The sequence below is a fragment of the Neisseria sp. 27098_8_158 genome (assembly GCF_041433145.1).
In the GTDB taxonomy this organism is placed as follows: Bacteria; Pseudomonadota; Gammaproteobacteria; order Burkholderiales; family Neisseriaceae; genus Neisseria; species Neisseria subflava_E.
In genome coordinates, this window is sequence record NZ_JAPWAZ010000003.1 from 280568 (window position 1) to 298745 (window position 18178).

Below are 18178 nucleotides of genomic sequence, written 5' to 3' on the forward strand. Positions count from 1 at the left end.
ATGCCTGATAATGATATGCCAACTTTGACTTGGGTCAATAGTTATTCGGCTTCATCAGGGGTTGAGAAAATTAAGCAAATTAAAGGTGCGTTATGGCTACACACAATGCAACACATCAAATGAAAACCTTGTGTTCCACATGTTCTTTACGAGAACTGTGTTTGCCTGTCGGACTAATGCCTAACGAATTTTCACAATTAGATGCGGTTATTCGTCAAAGCCGCCGTCTGAAAAAAGGTGAATACCTGTTCCGTGCCGGCGAGCCGTTTACCTCTTTGTTTGCCATCCGTGCAGGCTTCTTTAAGACAACAGTCGCCAGCCAAGATGGACGAGATCAGGTAACCGGCTTTTTTATGTCGGGCGAGCTGATCGGTATGGATGGGATTTGTTCCCATATTCACAGCTGTGATGCTGTGGCTTTGGAAGACAGCGAAGTATGCGAGCTTCCGTTTACACATATTGAAGAACTTGGACAGGATATTCCCAGTCTTCGTTCTCACTTTTTCCGCTTGATGAGCCGCGAAATTGTCCGAGATCAGGGCGTTATGCTGCTTTTGGGCAATATGCGCGCTGAAGAGCGATTGGCGGCATTCTTGCTCAACCTATCCCAGCGTCTCTATTCACGAGGCTTTGCCGCTAATGATTTTATCTTGCGGATGTCGCGTGAGGAAATCGGCAGCTATTTGGGGCTGAAACTGGAAACAGTCAGCCGCACCTTGTCTAAATTCCATCATGAAGGCTTGATTTCTGTTGAACACAAGCACATCAAAATCTTAGATGCGACAACCTTGAAGAAAATGGTTTCTGGTTGTTCGCACGCTATCTGAATCTTAGGCCGTCTGAAATATTTCAGACGGCCTTTTTAACAAGAATTAAAGAATAATTGTTAAGTTACGCAAGTTATAGTTAGATGTTAAATTGAAAAATCTTCAACAACCGGCGTGTACAGAATGCGGTCAACTGCTTCACGGGTCAGTTTCGGTGCAAACATCTGTATAAAATCATAGGTATAACCGCGCAGGTAAGTATCCGAGCGTAAGGCTATCCAAGTGGGCGACGGTTCAAATAAGTGCGCCGCATCAATCAGCTGTAAATCTTGATCGACCGCGGGATCGTACGCCATTTTGGCCATCAAACCAACACCCAAGCCTAAGCGAACATACGTCTTCAATACATCCGTATCGGCAGCCGATAAGGCAACATCAGGTTGCTCAATATGCGCTTTATTAAATGTACGCGCAATGCTGCTGCCGGAATTAAAAGCAAATTCGTAAGTAACCAGCGGAAAAGAAGCCAAATCTTCAAGGCTTAAAGGATTGCGGCAGTCCAAAAGAGGGTGGTCGTGCGGAACAATGACGGCATGGTTCCATTCATAGCAGGGCAGTTTGCCCAACTCGGGATGATCGTCAATACGTTCAGTAATAATTGCCAAATCCGCTTCGCCGCTGCTGACCATTTGCGCAATGGCAGAAGGGCTGCCTTGTTTGATGGTCAAATTGACTTTAGGGTAGTTTTTGACAAATTCCGCAACGATTGTGGGCAAGGCATAACGCGCCTGGGTATGCGTTGTCGCGATGGTCAGCGAGCCGCTGTCGTGATCGGTAAACTCGCTGCCGATATTTTTAATGTTTTGTACATCACGTAAAATTCGTTCCGAAATCTCTAATACGGCTTTGCCCGGTTGCGAAACGGAAACCACACGCTTGCCGCTGCGGATAAAAATTTGGATACCCAATTCTTCTTCAAGCAGGCGGATTTGTTTGGAAATGCCGGGTTGGGATGTAAAAAGCGCATCGGCAGCCTCGGAGACATTCAGATTGTGCCGGTAAACTTCAAGGGCGTAACGTAATTGTTGCAGTTTCATGGTAGCAGTATCGGATACGTTGTTATTGTGGATTTTGTGCGACAAACGGTCTGTAATTTAACATATTTTGCCCGGTTTTGCCCTGAGTTTTGAAAACGCTTGTTTTTAATGAAAATATCTTTTAATGATATGAAAACAGGAAATCTGTGAATGAAAGGGGGATGAAGTTTTGTTGTTTTTGTACAACTTGGGGCGGGTGAATTGGCTGATTTTGCCCTAAATTAATGACACAAGATTGATTTTTCGGCATGATTAACTACTAGGAAGCAGGCACTTCATAATTGTTTGAAGGCATCGAGTATTGACAGTTTGCCTTGCGCTTCTTTATAGTGCAACCTGATATATCCGATTTGCCGCTGTTTTGATACTGCGGCCTGTATATTGGTACTTTGCAGCGGTTGCTTTCCTAGTCCGCCGCATAACAATTTGATGAGGGAATAAAATGACCAAACAGCTGAAATTAAGCGCATTGTTCGTTGCATTGGTTGCTTCAGGCACTGCAATGGCAAGTGAAGCGCACACCAAACACGGCTACGTCGTAAGCAGCCAATCTCAAGAAATCGTCCGTAACAACTACGGCGAATGCTGGAAAGACACCTACTTCGACAAAGCTACCCAAGGCCGTGTTGAATGTGGTGACCGCGAAGCAGTTGCTCCTGTACAACAAGCTCCTGAGTATGTTGATGAAACTGTTTCCCTGTCTTCTAAAACTCTGTTCGGCTTCGACAAAGACAACCTGCGTCCTGAAGCTCAAGAAAACCTGAACGCTTTGGCTCAACGCCTGAGCAACGAAAGCGTACAAACTGTACGTGTTGAAGGTCACACTGACTTCATGGGTTCTGAGCAATACAACCAAGCTCTGTCTGAGCGTCGTGCTAACGTAGTGGCTAACTACTTGGTAGGCCGTGGCGTTGCTTCTAGCAAAATCTCTGTAGTAGGTCTGGGCGAATCTCAAGCTCAAATGACTGCTACTTGTGAAGCTGAAGTTGCTAAACTGGGCAAAAAAGTTTCTAAAGCTAAGAAACGTGCTGCTCTTATCGCTTGTATCGAGCCTGACCGCCGCGTTGACGTTAAAATCCGCAGCGTTGTTACTCGTCAAGTTGCTCCAGGCCAAACTATCGAAGGTCAAGGCGAATTGCCTGCTACTGATGAAGGTTGGATCCCAGCTCCTTACAATGGCGTTCACGGTTACGCTAAACCTTAATCGGTTTGTGAAAAATGCCCTGCAATATGCAGGGCATTTTTTATGGCTTATATTTGAATAATCAGGAAATTCATGATTCAAAATAAAAGGCCGTCTGAAAGATTTATTTTCAGACGGCCTTTTATTAAGACAGATTAGTTTGACTTGGGCCATTTCCATACGCAGATGGCTGCCAGTATTGTACAAATCAAAAAGATGATATTGGATAAGCCGTGCCAAACGCCGAATGTTCCACCTACTAGGGACAGTAGCCAGTTATCCAGACCGTACTTGTGTGCCTCGATAACCGGTGTAACCAAAAGATGGTTGCAGGCTAAGAGTAGCCAAAGCACCAATATCCACCAAGAAAGTGAGGCCAGCTGTTTTCTGAAAAAGGCATAGGCTGCACCAAAAATAACTAAGCCACATAGTGCTGTAATGGCAAACAAAATGCCGGCAATTTCTCCCGCCTGTATTTTGGGCAGGAGGCGAAACAGGATAGGGGCGGTAACATAGCCTGCTGTCAGCTGCATACCAAGCCACATGGCGGCAGCGGTGTGGATAATTTTGTATAGTAGATTCATTATGCTTCTCCTGGGAAGATTTTATTTTCTTTAATTATGGTGTTTTTAGGTACAGCAAAAGGCCGTCTGAAAATGTTTTCAGACGGCCTTTTGTTTATTTAAATATATTGCACGGCAATGATGTCATATTCACGCACGCCACCGGGTGCTTGAACTTCTGCAATATCGCCTTCTTCTTTGCCGATTAGGGCGCGGGCAATGGGGGAGCCAACGTAGATTTTGCGTTCTTTGATGTCTGCTTCATCTTCACCGACGATTTGGTAGGTAACTTGTTCTTCAGTTTCCAAATCTTCCAGTGTCACAGTTGTGCCGAATACGATTTTGCCTTCGGCGTGGATTTCGGCAGGGTTGATGATGTGCGCCATAGAGAGTTTGTGTTCCAACTCGGCGATGCGGCCTTCGATAAAGCCTTGACGCTCTTTGGCGGCTTCGTATTCTGCGTTTTCAGACAAGTCGCCGTGCGAACGTGCTTCGGCGATGGCTTCAATGACTTCTGGACGTGCTACGCTTTTGAGGTGTTGAAGTTCTTGTTTCAACAATTCTGCACCACGAACGGTCAAAGGGATTTTTTGCATTGAGTTCTCCATGAAAGCATGATGATGCTTTTAAAATTTTATCCGGCCACGCGCGGTAGCCGGATTGGAAATAAAAATACAAGCCGCCAAAGCTTGGCGGCTTGATGAATAAATAAGTAATGCCTGTATTCTACCAAATTCTGCCGAAACCGCAATGATTAAAACGGATTTTCAGTAAAGTGTTGTTTTCTGTTCTATTTTGTTTTTTCAGACGACCTGAAAACTAAATATTGAAGTATTTCAAAGCTGCATGGGAAAAACGGTTTCTTAAATGAATGGTTTTGATTAAAATGTTCGCTAATAATCCTTAAGGATTAGTCTTATCTAATTATATAAAGAGAATATATGGAAACAAAACCAACTTCCCAAAATGAACAACAGGCTAACCGCCGTTATTTGACTGTTTGGCGATGGCATTTTTATGCCGGGCTTTTGGTTGCGCCGTTTTTAACCCTGCTGGCTGTTACAGGGTTGGGAATGCTGCTATTTGCCAATATCACCGGTAAAGAAGGCGAACGCATACATGTTACGCCGCAGGCAGTGGTTCAGCCTTTGTCGGCTCAGGCTGAAGCTGCCAGACAGTTTGTGAATCCGGAAACTGCTTCTGTAGTGCAGTATATTGCGCCGCGCGCAGATGATATGGTTGCCGTATTCCGCGTAAACAATGACGATAAAGCCACTATGGTTGCCGTTGATCCCTATACGGCAAAAGTCGTGAATACGATGCCACGCGGTCAAGGCTGGTATCACACGATGGATGAAATCCACGGCGATATTATGATTGGGGAGACAGGGGACTACCTGTTGGAAACCGCTGCGTCGCTAACCATCATCATGATTGTGACCGGTATTTATTTGTGGTGGATAAAACAGCGTAGTCTGAAGGCTGTTTTTTTGCCTAAAGCAGGCAAAGGTCGTTCTTGGTGGCGCAACCTGCACGGTGCATTTGGCTCTTGGGTTTCTTTGATTTTATTGCTGTTCTGTCTGTCAGGTATTGCTTGGGCAGGTATTTGGGGCGGTAAAGTGGTTCAGGCGTGGAGCCAATTTCCTGCGGGTAAATGGGGCGTGGAGCCTAATCCGGTATCTTCCGTACCAACCCATGGTGATGTGCTGAATGACGGTAAATCTAAAGAAGTACCGTGGATTTTGGAGCTGACGCCTATGCCGGTTTCCGGTACGACAATGGGCGAAAACGGCATTAATCCGAGTGAGCCGATGACGTTGGAGACGGTTGACCGCTTTGCGCGTGAAATTGGCTTTAAAGGCCGCTATCAGTTGAACCTGCCTAAAGGTAAAACAGGCGTATGGACGCTGTCGCAAGACTCAATGAGCTACGATATGATTAGTCCGACTGCGGATCGTACGGTACACATTGATCAATACAGTGGCAAAATCCTGGCTGATATTCATTTCGATGATTACAACTGGTTTGGTAAATTCATGGCGGCAAGCATTGCTTTGCATATGGGTACACTGGGCTGGTGGAGCGTATTGGCAAATGTCTTGTTCTGTCTGGCGATTATCTTTATCTGTGTCAGCGGTTGTGTGATGTGGTGGAAACGCCGTCCTTCAGAAGCACGTGGTTTGGTTCCTCCTGCACAGAAAATCAAATTGCCGGTATGGTGGGCAATGGCTGTGCCACTTTTGATTTTGGCTGTGATTTTCCCAACGGCCATTGCCGCAATCGCTGTCATTTGGATTTTGGATACAATGTTGTTGTCGCGTATCCCAGCATTGGCAAGATGGTTTAAATAACCGCCCGATGTGATTAAAGGCCGTCTGAATCTTTTGTTTCAGACGGCCTTTGTTATAAAGGTTAAAAGAAGCAGGGGGAATTATGATTCTGTTTAAGTTTATGCGTGAGATGGGAATTGTGATTGGCTTACAGGATTGTGTAAGAAAGACAAGGAGTTCTTGTATAAAAACAAAAAACCCACTTCATTGAAGTGGGTTTTTGATGAAGGCTATTAACCTTTGCGAGCAGGCAATTTTTCTTTAATGCGAGCTGCTTTACCGGTCAGGCCACGCAAGTAGTACAGTTTAGCGCGACGTACGTCACCACGGCGTTTAACTTCGATTTTTTCTACGGTAGGAGAGTACAGTTGGAAAGTACGTTCTACACCTTCGCCGCTAGAGATTTTGCGAACGATGAAGTTGCTGTTCAGGCCACGGTTGCGGCGAGCGATAACAACACCTTCGTATGCTTGCAGACGGCTGCGAGAACCCTCAACCACGCGTACAGATACGACAACGGTGTCGCCTGGAGCGAATTCAGGGATTTCTTTGTTCAAGCGAGCGATTTCTTCTTGCTCTAATTGTTGAATCAAGTTCATTTGTTTTTCCTAAGTTATGATTGGATTTCCTGTTGCTCTTGCAAGATCTCTTTTAAGAGGCGGGATTCCTTTGGGATTAAACTGCGCTTTTCCAATAAATCAGGTCGGCGCTCTAAAGTGCGTCGCAGCGATTGTTTCAATCGCCACTCGGCAATCAAGCCATGATTCCCTGAGCGTAAGACATCAGGAACCATCATGCCTTGGAATTCTACGGGTTTGGTGTAATGAGGGCAGTCTAAAAGGCCGTCTGAAAACGAGTCTTGTTCGGCTGACTGTATATCGCCCAATACGCCCGGAACCAATCTTAAGACGGCATCCATCAACATCATGGCGGGTAATTCACCGCCCGAGACAACAAAGTCGCCAATGCTGATTTCTTCGTCCACACTGCTTTGCAGCAGTCTTTCATCTATGCCTTCATAGCGTCCGCATAGAAGAATAAGATGGGGCAGTTCGGCAAGTTCTGCGGCCTTTTTATGTGTCAGCGGCTGACCTTGCGGACTGAGATAAATTACTTTGGCAGGTTTTTGCGAGTTTGCTTTGGCTTCTTCAATTGCCGCTTGAAGTGGCGGCGCCATCATAATCATTCCCGGACCACCTCCGAAAGGGCGATCATCGATATAGCCAAGTTTGTTCTCGGCAAATTTTCGGGGATTGATGGCTTGAAACTGCCAAAGATTTTGTTTTCTTGCTCTGCCTGTAACGCCGTATTCGACAATACTGTCGAACATCTCTGGGAAAATGGTGATGGCTTGAATCAGCATCAGTAGTCCAAACCCCAGTCGGCAATAATGGTTTTGCTGTCGGTATCGACAGATTCGATATAGTTGGAGACAAAGGGAATCAGAATTTGTCCGTGTTCGCCTTTAATCATCAAAACATCGTTTGCACCGGTTTCCATCAGGTTGCTGACTTTGCCGAGGACAATGTTTTCTTTATTGATGACGGTCATGCCGACTAAATCTGCCCAGTAGTATTCGTCTTCCTCAGTAGGGGCGAATGACTCTCTGGGAATTTCGATGGTATAGCCGCGCAAGGCAAATGCTTGATCGCGATCGTCTATACCTTCAAATTTGACCTGAAGTTCGCCATTGACAATTTTACCTGTTTCAAGCGTGACATTCAGGGTTTTGCCATCCTTGCACAACTGCCACTCTGGGTAGTCCAGCAGGCTGTCGGTGTATTCGGTATTGGCGGCAATTTTAAGCCAGCCTTTAATGCCGAATACGCCTTTGATGTAGCCCATGGCTACCCGTTTTTGAGTGTCTGTCATGGTCGTTTCAGCTGATTAAGCAGCGATTTTTTGCTCTTTAATCAGTTTGGCAACTGCATCGCTAACTTTCGCGCCTTGAGCGACCCAGTGATTGATGCGGTCAGCGTCGAAACGTACGCGTTCTTGTTTTTCGTTGGCAACGGGGTTGTAGAAACCTACGCGCTCGATGAAGCGGCCGTCACGACGGTTGCGAGAGTCAGTTACGACTACGTTGAAGAAAGGGCGGTGTTTTGAGCCGCCGCGAGCCAAACGGATAACTACCATTTTGAGTCCTTTTGAAAAATGCGGGTATATAGAAACCGCTAATTTTAGGATATTTCACACGGGTTATGCAAGTTTTTATTTGTTTTTGTTGCTGTTTTGCCATGCGTTCAAATCGAGGCTTGCTTGATACAGTCCGCGGTCGGTTTCCGACGGGGTAACGGTAAATCCTGATTTTTCAGCGAGTTTGAGCATCGGTGTGTTTTCTTTGAGGATTTCCGCATTCATGGTTTGATAACCTTGTTGTGTGGCAGTTTGGATAATGAGGCTCATCATTTTGCCGGCCAAGCCGGTTTTGCGGGCTTCGGCAGCCAATGTAATGCCGAACTCGCACTCATTGCGATTGATGCGGCTGTAACGGCTGACTGCGACGATACGGCCGTCTGAAGCGAAGGCGGCCCATGCGCATTCGGTATGGAAATCGGGGCGGGTCAGCCGTGCGAGCGTGGGCAGTGGCAACTCGTTGGTATGGGTCATGAAGCGCGTATAGCGGTCGGCCGCGGGTAATTGGCGGACAAATTTTTGTTTGGCTTCGGCATCTTCAGGTTCTAGTGCGCGGATGTGCAGTGTGTTGCCGTCGGGCAGGGTAAAGGTATCGGTTTGGCTCGGGTAGGGTGCGAGTACGTTTTGTATTTCGGGCGTTTCGGTTTTAGGGTGCAGCAGTTCGGAAGCGGCTTCGCCAGTGTTGCGTAGGAATTCGGCTGCGACCGGATTTTTTTGTTGGAGGTAGGCGGCGGCACTTTGCATTTTAGCGGCGGCCTGTTCTAAGGTTTGGACGGCTTTTTTGGGGATTTTGGTTGTCGGCGCGGCTGGTTTTTCCACAATTTCGGGAATGATGGTGCTGCTGTATTGGCTGCCGTTGTAGTTGAGGATGATGTCGCCGATATGCTGGTTGTTGTGGATAAGCGTGTTTAGGGAATGCAGGAATTGATTGAGAACGGAAGTGTTGTCGAGTTCTGCAAATTGGCTTAAACGCTGGATATCGAGTGTGGTAAATGGAGGTAATGCGACTTCGGTTTTGCCGTTGTAATGGGCGGAAAGAATGTTGCCGTAAATGGCATGGCGGCTGAACCGGAACTGGACGGCATTGTGTTTTTGGGTTTGGTACGGAGGCAGGTATAGGGCTTCCGCTATCAGTTCGGTTTGGCCGGAAGCAATGGATTTATCGATACTTTTGCTTTTGGGTGTTTTCAGACGGCCTGTTTTGGCTGGCGCAGGGGTATTTTGTACTTGTTGCAAATAGGCTGTTTGATTGCGGAAATAAAGTGTCAGCAAGGCTTCTTCCGGCGTGTTAAACCGAGTCAGGCCGTCTGAAAAACGATAGCTGATGAGAATGGGCTTGCTGGTTTTTTGTGCCAAATTATCCAGAGTTTGATGAATGCTGTACGCATCCGGAGTATCTGGCGAAATAATGCCGAGCAGGGCTTGAGTATGCGGATTTTGTAATTGTTCGAGTGCCAAGCGGTGGATGCGTGCAGGCGTGGGGTTGCTGCCAATGCAGCCTTGTCGGATGGATGGTACATCGGTTGGGAGGTCGAGGGTCAATTCGCAGGCATTGGCGGTAGTGCGCAGCCATTCTATCGGCGTGTCGGACAGAATGGTGGGATTGGTAATGACGGGAATGCCGGAAAGGTGGGCTTTTAGGGCTGCTTCCAGCTCGGCGGTATTGAATACCGGTTGGAAATTGCAATGGCGGCTGAGGCTGCGCAGGATGGCTTTGTCTGTGTAGTCGGTGTAGTGTGTGGACAACAGGATAAGCGGAGTGTGGCGTGTAAAGTGTCGGATGGCACTGAACAGCTCGCGTTGGTTTTCGGTCGGATTATAGTGGATCACGGCAACTTTGGTATGGCGGTTGTGGCCGAAGCGGTTGAGCCAGTCGGCGGATGTAGTGGGGCTTAGGTCATAGTTGAGGCTGATGTGGCGTGATACGCCTTGGTGCAGCGTGTTCAGCAGGTGGTTGATGTTGCGGCTGACGGTGCTGTGGCCGGTCAGTAACGCGATATGGCCGGCCGGATAGTCGGCTTGGGTGCCGATGTTGAGGTTGAGCGAGGGGAGTTGGATGCCTGCGCTGTTGCATACGGTGATATTCAATTCGTCGCCGTGATATTTTTGAATGATGGAACGGGCATTTTTACAGGATTCGGGTGGCAGGTTTTCCCAATCTTGAATCAGGATAATGTGGCGCAGGTCTTTTTTACGGCAGGCTTTGAACAGCGAGTCGTAATGGTCGGGCGGGATAACGGCAACAACCAAATCGGCTTGGCCCGGGATTTTGCTGAGGCTGGAGTAGGAGGGAATACCAGCGACACTGCTGTGTCGAAGATTGACGGGGGTGATTTTGCCTTGATATGAGGAACCGAGCAGGTGGCTGAAAATGCGTTCACCAAGGCTGTGCGGACGTTCGCTGGCGCCGACGAGGATGATGTGTTCAGGCATGAAGAAGTAGCCGGTTTGGACGGTTGCACTCATGATGGTTCCTTATTTGTGTTTTTGGCCGTCTGAAAAGTTTCAGACGGCCTTATTTTTAGACTTCTTTTTTGTCTCCGGCTTTCTTTTTGGGAAGAATAAAACGCATCCTCAGGCCGTTGGGTTTGACATTTTCAGCAATGATTTTACCGCAGTGCTGTTCCATAATGTGCTGCGTCAAGGCAAGCCCTAAACCTGTACCGGGCTTGTGCGCGCTGGAGTCGGCGCGATAAAAGGCAGTGAAAATATGCGGAAGCTGCATTTCATCGACACCCGGGCCGTTGTCGGTAACATCGATAATCCAGTGTTTGTTGTCTTGTCCGATATGGGCCTGAATGGTACTGCCTTCCGGACTGTAGTTGATGGCATTGCGGATAACGTTGTCGAAGGCGCGGTATAAATAGCCTTCGTTGGCACTGATTACGGCATTTTCAGGGATTTTAGGGTCAATGCTCAGGGTAACGCTTTGATTGTTTTGGTGGGCAATACTTTGGTTGTCCTCAATCAAGTTGGTTAGGAAAGGAACGAGTTTGAGGTTTTCTTTTTCCAAAGGAATATTGGAAGTCTCTAGGCGGGAGAGGGTCAATAATTCACCTACCAAAGTATCCATGCGCACCAATTCGCCTTCAAGCCGCTTGAGGTATTGCTCTTGTTTTTGCGGCTGAGATTGAATCAGGCCGACAATTGCCTGCATGCGCGCCAGCGGCGAACGCATTTCATGAGAAACGTGGTGGAGCAAATGACGCTCTTTGGCCACAAGTTTTTCCAATTTTTCGGCCATTTTGTCGAACTGTACGGCAAGGTGGGACAATTCGTCGTCACGGTCGTCAACTTGCTGGGAAATGCGGGTTTCGAGTTCGCCGTTGGCTACCCTGTCCATACCGCCGCCAAGAATTTTAATGGGCTTGGTGATGTTGTTGGCAAGGATATATGCCATCAAGAGGCCGACGATGATGATGAAAGACAGAATGATAAATTCGTGCCAAATCGGTGAGAGCGGCAGGCCGGGAATGAAAAGCGGGCTGGGCAGGCGTTGGGCTTGATGGTTGTCCCAGCCTTTAATGAAGAAGAGGTATTCTTCGCCGAAACGGTCGTATTCGATGTGGGCTAAATCGGATTCGGGATTGTTGATGGCAAAGATGCGGGCGCGTTCAATGGAGAGGCTGTCGATGTTTCGGCCTAAAATATCTTTTTTATCGTCGCCGGTAATCACATAGACGGCATTGGAAACCGGATTGTTTTTCCATTCGGAAAGAATTTCGCGCGCACCGCTGTCTCCGCGCGAGTTAAACGCGGAGATGATGCTGCTCATCAATGTGGTTTCGATGGTGCGGCGTTGGTTAAATTGGTTTTCGGCAAGGGTGTTTTGTACCAGCCAAAATGAAAAACTCGCCACAAAGATTGCGCAGACGATGACTGCGCAAAATGTGGCGAAGATGCGTTGAAACAGTTTCATTGATCTGTTTAATCTTTAGTTTTTAACAAACAGGTAGCCTAAGCCGCGTACAGTTTGAATCAGGGAAGCATCGCCCAATTTGTGGCGGATGCTGGAGATGTGTACGTCGATGCTGCGGTCAAATTTAGCCAGTTTGCGGTCGAGTGCCTCGATAGACAGAGTTTCCTTGCTGACAACTTGTCCGGCGTGGCGCATCAAAACTTCGAGCAGGTTGAATTCGGTGCTGGTCAACTCGAGCGGAGTGTCTTTGATGCTGGCTTGGCGTTTGGCAGGGTACAGGACAACGTCGCTGACAGAAATGCTGTTAGGCGCGTTGTTTTGTTCGTTGCTGTGTTGCGCACGGCGCAAGATGGCGTTGATACGCGCCAAGAGTTCGCGCGGTGTGCATGGTTTCGGTACGTAATCGTCCGAACCCATTTCCAGACCGATAATGCGGTCGATGTCGTCGCCTTTCGCGGTCAGCATGATGATGGGCACGGTGCTTTGGGTACGTACGTTTTTCAGTACGTCCAAACCGTTCATTTTAGGCATCATGGAGTCTAATACGACGACATCGTATTGTCCGGTCAGAATTTCTTGAACGCCGGCTTCGCCGTCGGGAACGCTATGAACGTTGAGGCCTTCGGCAGTCAGGTATTCGGTCAGCAATTCGGTCAAGAGGGCATCGTCATCTACGAGTAATACGCGACTCATGGAATTTCCTTTTCGTGATTGTATGCGCCGTGGCACTAAATAGGCGGTGCGGCGATTAAAACAGAGTTGTATTCAATCTTAACATGCAATCTGCTTTTGTTGATAGCGTAATTTTCTGTGCTTTTGCGCTTTTTTGCATAGAAACTTGTCGCTCTTTACATTTTCAGACGGCCTGTAAGGACAAACTGACAATTGGGCGTGTTTTGTTCAGGGTTTGTCGCATGATTGGGCGGTTTGGTGTTTCGGTGCGTTGATGAAGTCTTTGCAATCGGACAAAAGTTTGGGCAGCAAGGGAGCGAATGCCGGGTGACTGCGTATTTTGTCAGCGTAGAAATACATCATATAAGGATAATAATATTGCATTGCCTGCATCCATTGCGCACCTTCTTCTTTTTTGCCTTGTCGGTAGAGGTAAAGGCCGACTTGGTAGGCGCTGGAGTAGGGGCGGTAGGTCAGGGCTTTGAGTGCGGCTTCTTCCGCCCACGGACGGATGTAGGCATCGGTCGGGTCGGCACGTTTGCTCAAGCTCAAATCGGCGTAATAGGCAAGCATGGGGCTTTCTTTGGAAAGTCGTTGCAAGCCGTCGATTTTGTTTTGAACCGTTTGCTGATCATCGGTTTTCCCTACACGGCTATATTGGGTCAGATTTTGATATTCCCAGCTGAGGTTTGCCATGCCGATTAAAATCGATAAAGCAGCTATACCGCCTGCCCATTGTCTGATTCGGGTAGATACAGGGCCGTCTGAAACATCTTTCGGATAAGAGGGTGTTAACGACAGAATCAGGCTAAATACGGTGAGGAAGTAGATATACCAAAGTGGATATTCAAGCATGCTGTGGCAAAGGCTGACGGCGGCTGCAGTCAGTAAAAACAGCGAGGCCGGTGTTTGGTTGCGGCCCAACAGTCGCCACACAGCTGTAAGCAGGGTTAAGGCTGCGAGCAAGGTGCCGGCAATGCCCATTTCGGACAATAACTGCATGACGATATTGTGCGAATGGGTAAACAGTACGCCGAGGATATTGTTGGGGAAATATTGTTGCTGGGCGTTGATCAGAAAGGTTTGCTGGGCAAAGCTGTTCCAGCCATGGCCGAACCAAGGTGCGGATTGAAAGGCAATCCATGCCTTGCTCCATTCGATTTGGCGCATGGAGCCTTCAAAACCGCTGGTGCCTGCGCGTTCGACAGCGGTTTCGTATTTGATGTTGCCAAACAAATCCAACAGGCTGCCCATGCCGAATTGGAAAGCGGCGGCCAGGATTGCGGTCAGAAGGAAAATGCACAGTGCGCGTTTGTGTTGGAAACGGGTACGCCAAAACCATAACGGCATAATCAGGAATAGGGCGGCAATATAGCCTAAGATGGTGCGTGAGTTGACAAGGCCGAGGGTTGCGGTCAAAGCCAATACAAACAGAAAACCTGCTGTATTGGACATTTTGCGCGCCGTCCATAAATAGGATGCCGCCAAAATGCCCCACATTAAATAATGTCCCAAATGATTGCGCTGGCCGAGTTGGCCGTTTACGGTACCGCTGCTTCGGGCAATGATGCCGTTCAACCACTCTACATTGGACCATCCTTTAAATTGCAGCCAGACGATGACGGCCTGTATGGTTGCCCCTATCAATAAAGACCAAGCGAAGATGCTGACGACGCGTTCTTGTCCGTAGGCCGTTACCCAGCCGCGAACCGACCATGCGCCCAGTGCCAAAATGACAAAGGTCCAGGCAGTAATATCGCTCATGCCGGGGTAGGTCGAATGCATGAAGCGCGCTTGGAGCGACCAAAATGCAGCCATGGCAAACAAGCCGATACTCAGTGCGGGAAGGCGGATATTCAGCAGGCCTTTGTGTGCACTAATCAATGTCAGTACCAATGAGCCGCTTAGTGAGATGGCTTCCAAATAAAAGCTGGGCAGTGGGCCGACTCGGTAGAGTGAGAGAAAAGGGACGACACAAATCCAAAGAAAACTGAGCCATAAAGGCCAAAAGGTTTTCACTGGAGATTCAGTCAGGCCGTCTGAAAGTGTGTGGTAGGTCATTTCGATGTGTGTTTTTGTTGTTTGATAAATGCAAGGCAACCGAGGAAAAAGGCAATGCACAATAATACGGAAACGGCGGCGCAAATCCGGCTGGCGACGGCTGTGTCAGCCAGGCGCATACAGGCTTCGGCAAAGTAAATCAGAATCAGCATGGAGCTGTATTGATAAGTGTAGATGCGTTTTTTCAAAATGCCGGTCAACGGCAGGCACAGCGGCAGGGCTTTCAGTGCCAGCCATGAGCCGCCTTCGCGCAATGGCGCGATCCACAATTCCCATGACAAGGAAAGCAGAATCAGCAGGATAAGGCTTATGGAAGTTGCAAGATAAGGCAATGGGGAGCGGGTATTGTTCACAATATTGAGGGCGCAAAGCCGTACTGGAAAACTTAAAATTATACCGCTAAAAAGGCAGGGTAAGCCAAGAATATTGCTTAAAGATGCTGAAGAAAGGATTTATTGTTTTTTCTTCAAACGAATGAAACTTTATCTTGTTTTATAGTCTTATTAATATATATATTTAATAAAGATTGTGCTATTATTCTAAATACTTTATCTCAGGAGGATAGAAAACCATGAATCGCGTTGCTGATGTTATCCGTGATGATATTAAAGTAATGACAGCCTATCAGGTTGCCGATTTGCCAGAAGGTTTTATTAAGTTGGACGCTATGGAGTGTCCGCATCATCCTTTCGCCGGATATGAATCTTTGTTGTCAGAATGGGCGGATATAGTAAAAGAAGTACCGATTCATTTGTATCCTCATACTGCCAAGAGCGGTATTTATGAAGAATTGAGGGAAGTTTTCGGTATTCCCGATAAAGCGGAAATCGTATTGGGCAACGGCTCAGACGAGCTTATCCAGTTTTTGACTATGCTGGTTGCCAAACCAAATGCGCGTGTATTGGGTATTGAGCCAAGTTTCGTTATGTATCGTCATAATGCCGCGCTTTATGGCATGGAATATGTCGGTGTTCCCTTAAATCCGGATTTCTCTTTAAATCTTCCTGCCGTTTTGTCTGCGATTGAGCAACATCAGCCGTCATTAATTTTTATTGCCTATCCCAATAATCCTACCGGCGTGTGCTTTAAACGAGAAGAAGTAGAGGCGGTTATTCGTGCGGCTACCGGCATTGTGGTTGTCGATGAGGCATATGGTGCGTTTCATCATGACAGCTTCCTTCCGTGGGCGGGCGAAGTTGAAAATCTGGTCGTAATGCGCACCATCAGTAAAATCGGCTTTGCCGGCTTGCGGATGGGGTATGCGGCGGCAAGTCCAAGCATTATGGGTGAACTGGCTAAAATTCTTCCGCCTTATAATATGAATCAATTAAGCTTGGCAGCGGCAAAATTCTCATTGAAACATCATCAAATCATTCAGCAAAACATTGATGCATTAAAAAACGAGCGTTCGCGCGTGATGAATGAATTGTTGAAATTAAACCGTTTGGAAGTTTTTCCAAGCGAAGCCAACTTTATTACCGTTCGTGTTTCTGATGCGAACGAGCTGTTTGAAACATTGAAGCAAAACCGCATACTGATTAAAAAACTGCATGGCAGCCATCCGCTTTTGGATCAGTGTGTCCGCATAACCATAGGCTCGGCAGAGCAAAATGATGCCGTCTTGGCCGTTATTAAAAACCTTTACCCCAATCTTTGATTTCAAGGAAACTATCATTATGAATAAAGCTCAATTGCATTTGACCAATTTTCTGTTACTGGTTGAAGAAGCCGGCTCATTAACCAAGCTTGCACGCGCATGCGGTTATGAAAACTCCGCCTCTTTGTCTCAGCTCAAGCGCCGTTTGGAACAACAAGCAGGCGATGAGTCTGCACGCGGCATTCGTCCGAGCCTGGCTGCGAAGTTGGAATCCGGTATGCACAAACGCAAAGGCTGGCTGAACCGGGATCACAGCAAAGATCAAGAAAAAGTAGCAGCGGTTGAAGCGGCGCGTTTGGAAAAACAAACTGTCGAAGCAGCAGAAACTGGTGTTTCAACCGAAGGCCGTTTTGTTACCGTTACCCGCAATACCAGCGAAACCCAAATTACCGTCAGCCTCAATCTTGACGGTACCGGTAAATACCGCTTGGATACCGGCGTTCCTTTCCTTGAACACATGCTTGCCCAAGTGGCGCGTCATGGTTTGATTGACTTGGATATTACCTGCAAAGGCGATTTGCACATTGATGATCACCACACGGTTGAAGACATCGGTATCGTATTGGGTCAGGCCCTGAAACAAGCGCTTGGCAATAAAGCCGGCATTACCCGCTATGGCCATGCCTATGTTCCGCTGGATGAAGCGTTGAGCCGTGTAGTCATCGACCTTTCCGGCCGCCCTGGTTTGGTGTACAACATCGATTTTACCCGCGCCCTGATCGGCCGTTTTGATGTTGATTTGTTTGAAGAATTTTTCCATGGTCTTGTGAACCACAGCATGATGACCTTGCACATCGATAACTTGAGCGGCCGTAATGCGCACCATCAAGCCGAGACTGTTTTCAAAGCCTTCGGCCGCGCATTGCGTATGGCGGTCGAATACGATTCGCGTATGATTGGTCAAACGCCTTCTACCAAAGGCACGCTGAGTGAAGAATCTGTTCAAGAAGAAGCGGAAGCTACATCTGAAGAATAAGGTATCGTATGAATAATAAAGGCCGTCTGAAACCGATCGGGATTTCAGACGGCCTTTATTATTCATCTTGTATGGTGGCAATATTTTGTTTTAAACCATCTTTTGCTACAATCATTCTTATTATTATATTAATCATTAAATGTTTTCAGACGGCCTGAGGAGAAACAATGAAAGTAGCGATTGTCGATTATGGAATGGGAAACCTGCACTCAGTATTGAAATCTGTTCAGGCGGCGCAGGTCTTGTCCAATCAAAATGCCGAGGTTTATCTGACTTCGCGGCCCGAAGAGGTGATGGCGGCAGATAAGGTTATCTTTCCGGGGCAGGGTGCCATGCCGGATTGTATGTCGGCGCTGAAGGCAAGCGGTTTGGGTGAGGCGGTTTCAGACGGCCTGAAAAACAAGCCGTTTTTTGGCATTTGCGTAGGTGCGCAATTATTGTTTGAACACAGTGAAGAAGGCGATACAGATGGTTTGGCCTGGTTTGAAGGGCAAGTAAAACGGTTTTTGCCCAATCAAACCGATGAGCAAGGAGGCCGTCTGAAAGTGCCGCATATGGGGTGGAATACAGTGCGCCAAACCCGTCCACACCCTTTATTTCAAGACATTGGGCAGAACGAGTATTTTTATTTTGTTCACAGCTATTATTTTGCACCGAAAAATGAAGAGATTGTTTTAGGCGTCAGCGAATATCCGAGTGAATTTGCCTGCATTGTCGGTAAAGATAATGTGTTTGCCACACAGTTCCACACGGAAAAAAGCCATCAGGCAGGATTGCTGCTGCTGCGTAATTTTTTAAATTGGCAGATTTGAGGTTT

18 protein-coding genes are annotated in these 18178 nt (G+C 47.5%); 6 read left to right on the forward strand and 12 right to left on the reverse strand.

Going from position 1 to position 18178, the window contains the following annotated elements; translation table 11 throughout:
• Positions 1-92: 92 nt before the first annotated feature.
• Complete coding sequence (gene fnr, locus O3681_RS09660) at positions 93-827, forward strand: fumarate/nitrate reduction transcriptional regulator Fnr (RefSeq protein WP_039862092.1); 735 nt, start codon at positions 93-95, stop codon at positions 825-827.
• Positions 828-913: 86 nt separating this feature from the next.
• Here the strand turns inward: fnr and O3681_RS09665 are convergent, their stop codons facing one another.
• Entirely contained in the window at positions 914-1864 is a 951-nt protein-coding gene (locus O3681_RS09665) for a CysB family HTH-type transcriptional regulator (protein ID WP_150537329.1), read from the reverse strand.
• Positions 1865-2306: 442 nt separating this feature from the next.
• Here O3681_RS09665 and O3681_RS09670 point away from each other — a divergent pair, with 442 nt between their 5' ends.
• Positions 2307-3068 (forward strand): OmpA family protein, encoded by a 762-nt coding sequence (locus tag O3681_RS09670; RefSeq protein WP_371459841.1) that lies wholly within the window; start codon positions 2307-2309, stop codon positions 3066-3068.
• 134 nt (positions 3069-3202) lie between these two features.
• Here the strand turns inward: O3681_RS09670 and O3681_RS09675 are convergent, their stop codons facing one another.
• Together O3681_RS09675 and greA are read right to left on the reverse strand one after the other, a co-directional pair.
• Positions 3203-3631 carry a DUF4149 domain-containing protein gene (locus tag O3681_RS09675; protein WP_371459842.1) on the reverse strand — a complete coding sequence of 143 codons (429 nt, stop codon included), beginning with the start codon at positions 3629-3631 and terminating at the stop codon, positions 3203-3205.
• A gap of 98 nt (positions 3632-3729) precedes the next feature.
• A complete protein-coding gene (gene greA / locus O3681_RS09680; protein WP_101755904.1) occupies positions 3730-4206 on the reverse strand; it encodes a transcription elongation factor GreA in 477 nt (158 codons plus the stop codon).
• Positions 4207-4551: 345 nt separating this feature from the next.
• On the opposite strand from greA, the gene O3681_RS09685 reads away from it, so the two are divergent.
• Positions 4552-5961, forward strand: coding sequence for a PepSY-associated TM helix domain-containing protein (locus tag O3681_RS09685; RefSeq protein ID WP_371459843.1), 1410 nt, complete (start codon positions 4552-4554; stop codon positions 5959-5961).
• A gap of 212 nt (positions 5962-6173) precedes the next feature.
• Here O3681_RS09685 and rplS read toward each other — a convergent pair whose 3' ends face one another.
• The 9 genes from rplS to O3681_RS09730 form a co-directional block, all read right to left on the reverse strand.
• Positions 6174-6539, reverse strand: a complete 366-nt coding sequence (gene rplS, locus O3681_RS09690) for a 50S ribosomal protein L19 (protein WP_003679470.1) — start codon at positions 6537-6539, stop codon at positions 6174-6176.
• A gap of 14 nt (positions 6540-6553) precedes the next feature.
• Positions 6554-7303 carry a tRNA (guanosine(37)-N1)-methyltransferase TrmD gene (trmD, locus tag O3681_RS09695; protein ID WP_371459844.1) on the reverse strand — a complete coding sequence of 250 codons (750 nt, stop codon included), beginning with the start codon at positions 7301-7303 and terminating at the stop codon, positions 6554-6556.
• Positions 7303-7812 (reverse strand): ribosome maturation factor RimM, encoded by a 510-nt coding sequence (rimM, locus tag O3681_RS09700; RefSeq protein ID WP_036493152.1) that lies wholly within the window; start codon positions 7810-7812, stop codon positions 7303-7305. The genes trmD and rimM overlap by 1 nt, the downstream gene beginning before the upstream one ends.
• Positions 7813-7827: 15 nt before the next feature.
• Positions 7828-8076 carry a 30S ribosomal protein S16 gene (gene rpsP, locus O3681_RS09705; RefSeq protein ID WP_003684452.1) on the reverse strand — a complete coding sequence of 83 codons (249 nt, stop codon included), beginning with the start codon at positions 8074-8076 and terminating at the stop codon, positions 7828-7830.
• A 75-nt stretch (positions 8077-8151) separates the two neighbouring features.
• A complete protein-coding gene (locus O3681_RS09710) occupies positions 8152-10542 on the reverse strand; it encodes a bifunctional acetate--CoA ligase family protein/GNAT family N-acetyltransferase (protein ID WP_107724129.1) in 2391 nt (796 codons plus the stop codon).
• Positions 10543-10597: 55 nt separating this feature from the next.
• Complete coding sequence (locus O3681_RS09715; RefSeq protein WP_371459845.1) at positions 10598-11995, reverse strand: ATP-binding protein; 1398 nt, start codon at positions 11993-11995, stop codon at positions 10598-10600.
• Between the two features lie 15 nt (positions 11996-12010).
• Positions 12011-12688: a two-component system response regulator MisR gene (gene misR / locus O3681_RS09720; protein WP_371459846.1), complete on the reverse strand. Its 678-nt coding sequence runs from the start codon at positions 12686-12688 to the stop codon at positions 12011-12013.
• Between the two features lie 207 nt (positions 12689-12895).
• Positions 12896-14728 (reverse strand): Wzy polymerase domain-containing protein, encoded by a 1833-nt coding sequence (locus tag O3681_RS09725; protein WP_371459847.1) that lies wholly within the window; start codon positions 14726-14728, stop codon positions 12896-12898.
• On the reverse strand, positions 14725-15081 hold the full coding sequence (locus tag O3681_RS09730; protein WP_049336736.1) for a DUF2069 domain-containing protein: 357 nt from the start codon (positions 15079-15081) through the stop codon (positions 14725-14727). The genes O3681_RS09725 and O3681_RS09730 overlap by 4 nt, the downstream gene beginning before the upstream one ends.
• 218 nt (positions 15082-15299) lie before the next feature.
• On the opposite strand from O3681_RS09730, the gene hisC reads away from it, so the two are divergent.
• The 3 genes from hisC to hisH all read left to right on the forward strand — a co-directional run bounded on the left by hisC (position 15300) and on the right by hisH (position 18173).
• Complete coding sequence (gene hisC, locus O3681_RS09735) at positions 15300-16385, forward strand: histidinol-phosphate transaminase (protein WP_371459848.1); 1086 nt, start codon at positions 15300-15302, stop codon at positions 16383-16385.
• Between the two features lie 19 nt (positions 16386-16404).
• Entirely contained in the window at positions 16405-17361 is a 957-nt protein-coding gene (hisB, locus tag O3681_RS09740; protein ID WP_371459849.1) for an imidazoleglycerol-phosphate dehydratase HisB, read from the forward strand.
• Positions 17362-17528: 167 nt separating this feature from the next.
• Positions 17529-18173: an imidazole glycerol phosphate synthase subunit HisH gene (gene hisH / locus O3681_RS09745; protein ID WP_371459850.1), complete on the forward strand. Its 645-nt coding sequence runs from the start codon at positions 17529-17531 to the stop codon at positions 18171-18173.
• Positions 18174-18178: the final 5 nt, after the last annotated feature.